A 6,344-nucleotide genomic window follows, 5' to 3' on the forward strand; every position below is an offset into this window, starting at 1 on the left:
CGCCGACGGTCCCGAGAACGCACCCGAGACCGGTGATGATTTCGAGAACCATGACCGATGAGCCGCTGATCCGGCGCTTCGACGCGCTGTTGTGTGATCTGGACGGCGTGGTCTACGCGGGCCCCGATGCCATTGACGGCGGACCCGAATCGCTGAACCGCGCTGTGGAGATGGGCGTACCGGTGATGTACGTGACGAACAATGCGTCACGCCCACCGGCCGCCGTGGCGGAGCATATCTCGCAGCTGGGTGCACCCACTCGGGCGAGTTCCGTGGCCAGCTCCGCACAGGCGGCCGCGAAGCTGCTGGCCGATCGACTGCCCGAAAACTCCAGGGTGCTGATCACCGGTGCGCAAGCGCTCGCGGACGAAATCAGCGCCGTGGGTCTGACCCCGGTGTGGTCGCAGGCTGAGGATCCCGCCGCGGTGGTGCAGGGGTTCAACCCGCAACTGGGCTGGGAACAACTGGCCGAGGCGGCGTACACGTTGGCCGATGAATCCGTGCTGTGGTGTGCGACCAACACGGACCGCACGATCCCCAAGGAACGCGGCATTGCGCCGGGCAACGGCACGCTCGTGGCAGCGGTGGCGGCGGCCACCGGACGGGAGCCCATCGTGGCGGGTAAGCCGCAGGCTCCGGTGTTCCACGAAGCTGCGGAGCGAGCCAGGAGCCGGCGGCCCGTGGTGGTCGGCGACCGGCTCGACACGGATATTCGGGGGGCCCACGCCGCGGGCATGGCCAGTATCGAGGTGTTCACGGGTGTCGACACGCCGGAGACCGTGTTGCGCGCGTGCGATCGGGAACGTCCCACATACCTGCTGGGTAACCTGCGGGAGCTGTTCGCGGTCTATCCCGAACCCCAGGTGACCCACGAGGATCATGATGTGACCGCCACCTGCCGTGACGCGACAGCCGTGGCACGGGAGAACGCGGTGACGGTGCGAGCCTCCGAGAACAGCCTGGACGGTTGGCGCGCGGCGTGTGCCGCGTGGTGGGCCCTGCACCCCGAGGCGGAAGCGCCGACCGATCCCGACGTGACATGGGTGAGCGAATCATGAGCGACCAGCGCACGAACGCGGTCTGGAGCGAGCAAGAACCGGATGCCGTGCCCGTCACCGGGCTGGACCCGGTGGACCGGGTGCTCGCCCAGGAAGCCGCGGTGAGCGAGCTGCCCGTGAACGAACGAGCGGCGGCCTACCGACAGCTCCACGCGGAACTGGAATCGGTTCTCAATCAGCACCCCGGTTCCCTTCCCGCGGGACTCACGGGCCAGTGAACCGGCGGTTGGACCAAGCCCTGGTCGCGCGGGGGCTCGCACGATCCCGGACGCTCGCGGCGTCGTGGATCCGGGACGGGCGCGTTAGGGTCAACGGTTCCCCGTGCACCAAGCCGTCCCTGAAGGTGGGTGACGAGGACCAGCTGGAGGTGGCGGCGTCGGCGGCGGAGGAGTACGTCAGCCGGGCCGGTCACAAACTGGTGGGCGCCCTGAATACCTTCACCGAGATCGACCCGGCCGGACTGCGCTGCCTGGATGCCGGTGCATCCACCGGTGGATTCACGGACGTGTTGCTGCGCCGCGGTGCCCGCGAAGTGGTCGCGGTCGATGTGGGACACGATCAGCTGGTGCCCGAACTGCGCGGTGACGAGCGCGTGCGCGTGTTCGAAGGTCTCAACGTTCGTTATCTGACCACGGACCAGATTGGCGGTCCCGCCGATCTGACCGTGTGCGACCTGTCGTTCATCTCGTTGACACTGGTCACGGATGCCCTCGGCCGGGCCACGAAGGACGGGGGAGACGTCTTGTTCATGGTCAAACCCCAATTCGAGGTGGGGATCCACAACATCTCCCGCACCGGTGTGGTGACCTCCGAACGGGAACGACGCCGCGCCGTGGACGGCGTGATTTCCGCCGCCGGCCGGGCCGGCCTGGAGGTCAAGGGGCGGGTGGAAAGTCCCCTGCCGGGTCAAGACGGTAACGTGGAGTTCTTCGTCTGGTGCCGTAAACGAGGCATCGTTCAGGGAGTCTGAATGCTCGCGTAGGCTTAGCAGAGTTCTTGGACCGCAGCCCGAACCACAGGAGGATGACCCGAGCACGTGAGCCGGAAAATCTTGGTCATGACACACACGGGCAGGCGTGACGCCAAAGACGCCGCTCGTCAGTCCTGTGCGCAATTGCATGAGGCCGGACTGATTCCTGTGCTGTCGCGCCGAGACCTGGAAGCGCTTCGGGCGGACGGCCAGACCATGGCACCCGTGGAGATCGTCGAAGAAGACGTGGCCCTGCGCGACATCGAACTGGTCATGGTCCTGGGTGGTGACGGCTCGATCCTGCGCGCCGCGGAAGTCGTCCGCGGCGTGGACACCCCGCTGTTGGGCGTCAATCTGGGGCACGTGGGGTTCTTGGCCGAATCGGAACGCTCCGGGCTCACGGAGACCGTGGAAGCAATTGTCGATGGGCGTTACACCGTGGAACGTCGTATGGCGTTGGACGTGACCGTGTGGGAGAACCAGAAGAAAGTTCTGCACACCTGGGCCCTCAACGAGGCCTCCGTCGAAAAGGGCAACCGCGAGAAGATGGTGGAAGTGGTCATCGAGGTGGACCGCCGTCCGCTGTCCACCTTCGGTTGTGACGGTGTGGTCATGGCGACCCCCACGGGTTCCACCGCGTACGCCTTCTCCGCCGGCGGGCCCGTGGTGTGGCCCGAGGTCGAGGCGCTGCTCTTGGTGCCGCTGTCGGCACACGCGCTGTTCTCACGCCCCTTGGTCATCTCACCGCGCTCCATGATGGCGGTGGAAGTGCTCACCCGCACCGATGCCCGCGGTGTGTTGTGGTGCGATGGCCGACGCACCGCCGACCTACCACCGGGTTGCCGCATTGAAGTGCGCCGCTCCGACAAGCCCGTGAATTTGGCGCGCATGCACGCGACCCCGTTCTCGGAACGACTGGTCAAGAAGTTCGAACTGCCCACTGCGGGCTGGCGCGGCCCGCTCCCCAGTCACCAACAGGAGGCCAAGACCAGCGCGCTTCCCATGGTTCAGCCCAAGCACAACGTGATTTCCGAAGCCAATGGTTTTCCCAAGTTGAGCGTGGGGCGCGAAATCCCGTACGACCCCAGGTCCCCCCAAGACGGCAATACGGCGGATCAGGTCCTCGACCCGTCCCCGGAGCAATCCTCGTCAGGTGAAACCCCGAGCCGATGATCGAAGAAATCCATATTCACGACCTGGGTGTCATCACGGATGCCGTGCTGCCCCTGGGACCCGGACTGTCCATCCTGTCGGGTGAGACCGGTGCCGGTAAGACCATGGTCGTCACCGCCCTCGGCATGCTTTTGGGCAACCGCGCGGATGCCGGTGCCGTGCGATCCGGAAGCGGTAAGGCACTGGCGGAGGCAACCGTCATGGTGCCCGCTACGCACGGGGCGGTAGACCTCGTGGAGGAGGCGGGCGGCGTCGTCGACGTCGAGACCGTGAACGGCCGGGATGAGGCGCAGATCCTGCTGTCCCGCACCGTCTCCGCCGAGGGCCGCAGTCGCGCGCACGTGGGCGGCCGGTCGGCTCCCGTGGGCACCCTGGGTGCCGTGGGGGAGACCCTCGTGGCCGTGCACGGCCAGTCGGACCAGTTGCGACTGAAGTCCTCGGTGGCCCAGCGCAAGGCCCTGGACGAGTACGCGGGGGCGGCGCTCGCCAAGGAATTGACCGCCTACCGTGCGAAACTCGCTCGCTACAGGACCATTGTGGCGACCCTGCGTGAGATCAAGGAGAACATGCGCGAGCGGGCCCTGGAGGCTCAGAGCCTGACCACCGCGCTCGAGGAAATCGACGCGGTGGAGCCGATCTCCGGGGAAGACCTCCAGCTGGACGCCGAAAGCGAGAAGCTCACCAACCTCGAGGCCCTGCGGTCCGCGGCCTTGACCGCGCAGGCCGCGCTCAGCGGAACGGACACGGACGACGAACCCACCGCCAACGCCGTGGCGTTGCTGTCACTGGCGCAGCAAGCCCTGGACCACGAGTCCGATGCGGACGCGGACCTGGCCGAGCTGGCCACGCGCGTCCGGGAACTCACGGTGGTCGCCGCCGACGTCGCCGCGGACCTGTCCGGGTACGCGAGCGGTCTCGACGAGGACGGGCCGGCCCGTCTTGCGCAGGTGGAACAGCGCCGCAACGCACTGCGGAGCCTCACACGCAAGTACGGAACCACGATCGACGAAGTCATCGAATGGGCCGACACCGCGCGCGGCCGGCTCTCCGATCTGGTGGACGACCCGCAGCGCGACGAGGAACTGCGCAGCGAGGCTCACGCGCTGCACCAGGAACTGCTGGAGCGCTCGCAGACCATGCTGGGGATCCGCCGGAAGACGGCCGAGAAGCTTTCCCGGGCCGTGAGCAAGGAACTCACGGCCCTGGCCATGCCGAACGCCTCGCTGGTGGTCTCGGTGGAACCGATAGACCAGTTCACCGAGCACGGGCGCGATGAGATCGAATTCAGGCTGGCCCCCCACCCTGATGCCAAACCTCGCCCCCTGGGCAAGGGCGCCTCCGGCGGTGAGCTCTCCCGCATCATGCTGTCGCTGGAAGTGGTGCTCTCCGAGGTGGACCCGGTACCGACCTTTGTTTTCGACGAGGTGGACTCCGGCGTGGGCGGAAAGGCGGCCGTGGAGATCGGTCGGCGCCTCAAGATGCTGGCCAAGAACGTCCAGGTGCTCGTGGTGACCCACCTACCGCAGGTTGCGGCCTTCGCCGACCACCACGTGCTGGTGACCAAGTCTTCGGATTCCACGGTGTCGGACGTGAGAGTGCTCACGGACGAGGAACGCGTGGTGGAACTGGCGCGCATGCTCGCGGGCCACGAAAACTCTGAAGCCGCGCGGGAGCACGCCCGCGAGCTCCTACGGGATGCAACCGCATGACACAACTGCCCCTCAACTCAACGCAACTGGAATGGTAGGCTGAAATTCCGTGGTGAACGCTCAGAACGCCGCCCGCGAGGCAGGCACGCAGAACAACGGCAAAGTGACCCGACAGATCTTCGTCATGGGTGGTGTAGCTTCCTCTCTCGGCAAGGGCCTGACGGCCTCGTCCCTGGGAATGTTGCTCCGCTCACGCGGACTGTCCGTGACCATGCAGAAGCTGGATCCGTACCTCAACGTGGATCCCGGGACCATGAACCCGTTCCAGCACGGTGAGGTCTTCGTCACGGAGGACGGCGCGGAAACCGACCTGGACATCGGTCACTACGAGCGCTTCCTCGACGAGAAATTGGATGCCTCCGCGAACGTGACCACCGGGCAGGTGTACTCCACGGTGATCGCCAAGGAACGCCGCGGCGAGTACCTGGGTGACACGGTTCAGGTCATCCCGCACATCACGGACGAGATCAAACGCCGGATGCGCCGCCGCGCCGAAGATGAGGACGCGCCGGACATCATCATCACCGAGATCGGTGGCACGGTGGGTGACATCGAGTCCCAGCCGTTCATCGAGGCCGCACGGCAGGTACGTCAGGACGTGGGCCGCAACAACGTGTTCTACCTGCACGTGTCCTTGATCCCGTTCATCGGCCCGTCCGGCGAGCTCAAGACCAAACCGACCCAGCACTCCGTGGCCACGCTGCGTGGTCTGGGTATCCAGCCGGACGCGTTGGTCCTGCGCTGTGACCGAGATGTTCCGGACGGCATGCTCCGCAAGGTCGGTGGGGCCTGCGACGTGGACCTGGACGCCGTGATCTCGTGTGCCGATGCGCCCAGCATTTACGACATCCCCACGACACTGCACAATCAGGGCCTGGACACCTACATCCTTGACTACCTGCGGTTGTCCTACGAGGACGCCGATCTGACCCAGTGGTCGCACCTGCTCGAGGCCGTGCACCAGCCCGAACACCACGTGAACGTGGCGCTCGTGGGCAAGTACATCGACCTCCCGGACGCCTACCTCTCGGTGTCCGAGGCGCTGCGCGCCGGTGGCTTCGCCAATGACTCCCGCGTGCACATCAAGTGGGTTGCCTCCGACCTGTGTGACACCCCCGAGGGCGCACAGCGCGAACTCGGCGACGTGGACGCGATCTGTGTTCCCGGTGGCTTTGGCATCCGCGGACTGGAAGGCAAGCTGGGTGCCCTCAAGTGGGCCCGTGAGAACCGGGTTCCCGTGCTGGGCCTGTGCCTGGGTCTGCAGTGCATGGTCATGGAATTCGCCCGCAACGTGGTGGGCCTGCCCAACGCGTCCTCGACCGAGTTCGATCCCGAGACCGACACCCCGGTGATCGCCACCATGGAGGAGCAGAAGCAGTTCGTGGAGGGCGCCGGCGATCTGGGCGGCACCATGCGCCTGGGCTCCTACCCGGC

The 6,344-nt window shown here is 66.4% G+C and carries 6 protein-coding genes; all 6 read left to right on the plus strand.

The features are described from left to right. Positions 1–50 precede the first annotated feature (50 nt). A complete protein-coding gene (locus Q4E95_RS08475) occupies positions 51–1,058 on the plus strand; it encodes an HAD-IIA family hydrolase (protein ID WP_303382888.1) in 1,008 nt (335 codons plus the stop codon). Then, the gene (locus Q4E95_RS08480) at positions 1,055–1,276 is read left to right on the plus strand and encodes a hypothetical protein (RefSeq protein WP_303382889.1); all 222 of its coding nucleotides are present in this window, start codon (positions 1,055–1,057) and stop codon (positions 1,274–1,276) included. Before Q4E95_RS08475 ends, Q4E95_RS08480 begins: the two co-directional genes overlap by 4 nt. Then, on the plus strand, positions 1,273–2,028 hold the full coding sequence (locus Q4E95_RS08485) for a TlyA family RNA methyltransferase (protein WP_303382890.1): 756 nt from the start codon (positions 1,273–1,275) through the stop codon (positions 2,026–2,028). Before Q4E95_RS08480 ends, Q4E95_RS08485 begins: the two co-directional genes overlap by 4 nt. 66 nt (positions 2,029–2,094) lie before the next feature. Continuing rightward, positions 2,095–3,201, plus strand: a complete 1,107-nt coding sequence (locus Q4E95_RS08490) for an NAD kinase (protein WP_303382891.1) — start codon at positions 2,095–2,097, stop codon at positions 3,199–3,201. Continuing rightward, positions 3,198–4,910, plus strand: a complete 1,713-nt coding sequence (recN, locus tag Q4E95_RS08495; protein ID WP_303382892.1) for a DNA repair protein RecN — start codon at positions 3,198–3,200, stop codon at positions 4,908–4,910. The genes Q4E95_RS08490 and recN overlap by 4 nt, the downstream gene beginning before the upstream one ends. A 49-nt stretch (positions 4,911–4,959) precedes the next feature. Beyond that, positions 4,960–6,344: CTP synthase (locus tag Q4E95_RS08500; protein ID WP_303382893.1), on the plus strand; the 1,385-nt coding region annotated here is incomplete at its 3' end.

It is taken from the genome of Kocuria sp. (genome assembly GCF_030536815.1).
GTDB classification, from domain to species: Bacteria; Actinomycetota; Actinomycetes; order Actinomycetales; family Micrococcaceae; genus Kocuria; species Kocuria gwangalliensis.

Bases quoted from the DNA above. Each gene is read 5' to 3' on its own strand.
- Q4E95_RS08475 (WP_303382888.1), top strand. From the start codon at position 51: ATGACCGATGAGCCGCTGATCCGGCGCTTCGACGCGCTGTTGTGTGAT.
- Q4E95_RS08480 (WP_303382889.1), top strand. From the start codon at position 1,055: ATGAGCGACCAGCGCACGAACGCGGTCTGGAGCGAGCAAGAACCGGAT.
- recN (WP_303382892.1), top strand. From the start codon at position 3,198: ATGATCGAAGAAATCCATATTCACGACCTGGGTGTCATCACGGATGCC.